Genomic DNA, 3,837 nt, shown 5'->3' with positions numbered 1-3,837 from the left:
GGCCGCGGCAACGGCAAGTTTGACCCCGCCGCTACCGTTACCGGCAACGAGGCCGCCAAGATGCTGCTGGTGGCCGCTGGCTACGATCCCGCTATCGAGGGCCTGACCGGCACCGACTGGGAGATCAACACCAACGCCCTGGCCTCCAAGCTGGGCATCTTCCGCAACTTCAAGGGCTCCGTGGCCGAGCCTCTGAGCCGCGACAACGCCGCTCTGCTCATCTACAACGCCCTGGACGTGGAGATGATCGAGAGCTACACCAACAACGGCTACGCCATGGCGTACTCCGACGCCCGCACCATCCTGTCCTCCATGTACGGCGTGTACAAGGTGGAGGGCGTTGTGGTGGGCAACAAGTGGGCTGAGCTGGACAAGACCGACTCCGACTCCGCTCTGAAGGATGGCAAGACCGTGCTGGACAACGTGGTTCTGTACTCCTCCACCACCTCCAACACCACCAAGGACGAGGGCGTGGCCCAGTCCGGTAAGATTGCCTTCAATGTGGACACCCCCGTTGACTTCCTGGGCAAGACCGTGACCATGTACATCGAGAAGACCACCATCCTGTCCGATTCCAAGGTGCTGGGCGTGTCCACCAAGGACGACGTGAACGTGATCAACGCCACCGCTGCCACTCAGAGCACCGTGAAGGATTACCTGAAGGGCACCGGCGTGGCCGTCACCAAGGGCACCGAGTTCTACGTGAACTACGGCTACTGCAAGACCGAAGAGGATGCCCACAACCTGATCAACGACTACAGCTATGCCGCCAACAACAGCGACAAGTTCAACCTGAACGGTGTGGACGTTGAGATCATCGACAACAACAACGATGGCGACGCCGAGTACGTGCTGTTCACCCGCGAGACTCTGTCCGAGGTGCGCACCTACAGCGAGAAGAACGAGACAATCTCCTTCTATGCGCCCGGTTATGACAAGAACAACGAGCTGGCCAACAAGACCGTCACTGAGACGGAGGACTTTGAGGACGTAGTGTTCAACGACGAGGTGACCACCGACGACCTGATCCTCTACGTGCAGTACGGCGGCCGCACCTACATCTCCGCCCCCGAGGTTGTCACCGGCAAGATGACCCGCGTGGACCGCGACAAGGCCGACGAGCTCTTTATCACCGTGGATGGCGAAGAGTACCGCCAGTCCTACATCCTGGACGCCGCCTCCCTGGTGGACGTAGATCTGACCCGTTTTGACATTGCCGACGCCAAGAACGAGCCCGGCTTTGACAACAGCTACGACTTTGTCCTGGACTCCAACGGCTATGTGATCGCCATCCGCCCCGCTGAGGAAGTGGTGACCAACTACGCCCTGGTGGTGGACTCCGCCTGGACCCTGAACGCCCTGGACCGCTCCGGCCAGGTCAAGATCCTCATGACCGACGGCACCGTCAAGACCTACAGCATCAACTGGAAGAACTCCGCCAAGGCGATGGAGGATATCACTGGAATTACTGCCGCTAATGATGTCAATAGCAAGTCCAACGACGTGAAGCTGGAGACCTACCTGGGCACCCGCGACGTTAACCAGCCCGGCAGCGGCTCCTACAACAAGACCGGCGTGGCCGCTGGCTCCATCATCACCTACACCCTGTCCGACGATGACGTGCTGACCATCAAGAGCGTCCTCCAGGGCAACAGCCTCAAGGGCACTGGCAGCGAGATCGATTCCACCGTGAACTCCGACAGCACCGCCGGTGTGGGTGACGACGGTAACGTCATCCGGATGGACACCACTAATAATGGTAGCCTTCAGTATAAGGCTATGAACGGCTACACCGGCGGCCGCGGCTCCATCAATGTGACGGCGCACGGACAGACTCAAAAGACCTACGCCGTGGACAAGAACACCGTTGCCTTCTACTACTGGACGAACACCAAGGGCGAGATTGAGTACGGCGTGGCCACCGGCTGGGACCACATGAGCGATGTGAATCCGGGCGTCGATGTTCAGGTCTACCCCGTTCTGGACAAGACCTCCTACAAGACCTATGAGGCTACCGACCTGGCCGACGTGATCCTCTTCGAGGCTGAGGCCAAGGCCACCAGCGCCAACTACATGCTGGTTCTGTCCGCCAACGCCATCGGCAAGGATCTGCTGGAGCTGAACGTTGTCTTTGAGGACGGCACCGTCCAGGCCATCGAGGTGGACGACGACGGCGGCCACGACTGGGACGACGAGGCCAGCTACATGAAGGCCTACACCTACGCCGAGAATGCCGACGGCACCTATGACATCGGCGACGACGTAGAGAACGCCGGTACCGCCAAGCTGCTGAAGAACGGCACTGTGGACAGCAGCCTGAAGGGCTACATCGCCCTGTCCGGCAAGGCCAACGTGTGGGATGTCACCGACGTGGACACCGCCGAGGACAAGACCGCCCTGGGCACCTTCCCCTACAATACCAAGGTGAACGCCGTCATTGTCGAGGATGACAACGCCATCCGCACCGCCTGGATCTGGGAAGTGGACGAGGAGCATCGTGACGATGGTATCGTCAACGAGAGCATCACCGTGCAGTTTGACCCCATGACTCGGAAACTGAATATTTCCGTTACCGGTGCGGAGGATGCCACCTTTGCCGAGAAGCGCGATGCTGTCAAGGCTGAGGCCGCAAAGGTTCTGGGTGTCAGCGTCTCCGACATCGAAGTAGAGGTGGATAGTACTGGTAATTGGGTGATCAAGGACACCAAGAACGGTGACAACTACACCTGCACCACAACGGACAATCACGTCACTGTGACGACTGCCGACAAGAATGCTCACCTGGAGTACACTGAGTACTGGAAGGTGCAGGATCCTGCCCGATATGGCTATTGGGTGGATCTGGTGAACTCTGGCTATGTGACCTTTGACTTCGACATCGTGGCCACCGGCTCGAACGCGATTACCGTGAGCGGACCGGTCACCGGAACGAGTGTGAATACCAAAGTTCCCGGTTTCGGCACCGACCCGGCCAACCCCGCTGAGACCATTGCGCAGTTGTACTGCACCGGCGGATCTGCCACCAGTCAGAATGATCTCAAGAACTCTACTGAGTTCGCCGTCCTGGCATTCTACGATGAAGCCGGCGCTGCTCAGTATATGCTGGTGGGCAACGATGCCGCTTACACGCCCAACAACCTGACCATCAATGGCACTACCTACACCGTGACCCTGGATCTGGACTGGTAATCAAGCCTGTCCCTAAATCGGAGAACCCGCCGCATTTTTGCGCGGCGGGTTCTCTCTGTCAAAACGTCCTTTCGACAGGTTAAGCCCCCAGACCCAATCGGGTCCGGGGGCTCTCTGCTATACCAGGGCCAGATAGCGGTAGCTCTCCCCCGCCTTGTTGGTGACGGGGAGAAAGTCGTTGTCGCTGAGGCCCACCTCGTAGTGGTCGTAGTGCACCTGAAAGCCGGTCTCCGTCAGAATCAGCATATTGCCGGGCCGGTTGTTATAAGCGTAGACATAGGGCGCGCCCGGCCAGGCCAGCAGAGCCTCCCGATCCCGGCAGAAGAGCAGGACCGCCCGGGGGGCACACCCCAGCGCAACCGCCCGGTTCTGCGTCCCGTCCCCGGTGTACCGCCCCAGACGCAGCTCCGGCTTGCGCCCATCCAGTCCCGCCAGCGCCTCGTCCAGCCTCTGAAAATCTCCGTTGAAGTCGGTGCGGAGGAAGCTGTCCTCCGGCTCCCACTGGTGCAGGTGATAGTGCTGTGTATAATTTGCCATTCTGATTACCTCCTCTGGAGATAAAAGCACCCCCGCGCACGGCGTACCGCCGGACGCGGGGGCCTTGTCCTGCCGAACGGCCTGTGGGCGGGTGTGGGCCCCCGCCCCGAC

General features: G+C 60.0%; 2 protein-coding genes. One reads left to right on the top strand and one right to left on the bottom strand.

Annotated elements, in window-relative coordinates; translation table 11 throughout:
* On the top strand, nucleotides 1–3,189 hold a 3,189-nt coding region (locus ACESY8_RS19510), incomplete at its 5' end, for a hypothetical protein (RefSeq protein ID WP_498794957.1).
* 117 nt (nucleotides 3,190–3,306) lie between these two features.
* On the opposite strand, the gene ACESY8_RS19505 is transcribed toward ACESY8_RS19510, so the two are convergent.
* Nucleotides 3,307–3,726 carry a hypothetical protein gene (locus ACESY8_RS19505; protein ID WP_054339250.1) on the bottom strand — a complete coding sequence of 140 codons (420 nt, stop codon included), beginning with the start codon at nucleotides 3,724–3,726 and terminating at the stop codon, nucleotides 3,307–3,309.
* Nucleotides 3,727–3,837: the final 111 nt, after the last annotated feature.

The organism is Clostridium sp. ATCC BAA-442, from assembly GCF_964239415.1.
GTDB classification, from domain to species: domain Bacteria; phylum Bacillota; class Clostridia; order Oscillospirales; family Oscillospiraceae; genus Flavonifractor; species Flavonifractor plautii.
Note: the sequence above shows the minus strand (reverse complement) of the source record. Positions and strands in the feature narration are given on the sequence as shown.

Excerpts from the sequence above, each read along its gene's own strand:
- ACESY8_RS19505 (WP_054339250.1), bottom strand. The coding sequence starts at position 3,726 with ATGGCAAATTATACACAGCACTATCACCTGCACCAGTGGGAGCCGGAG.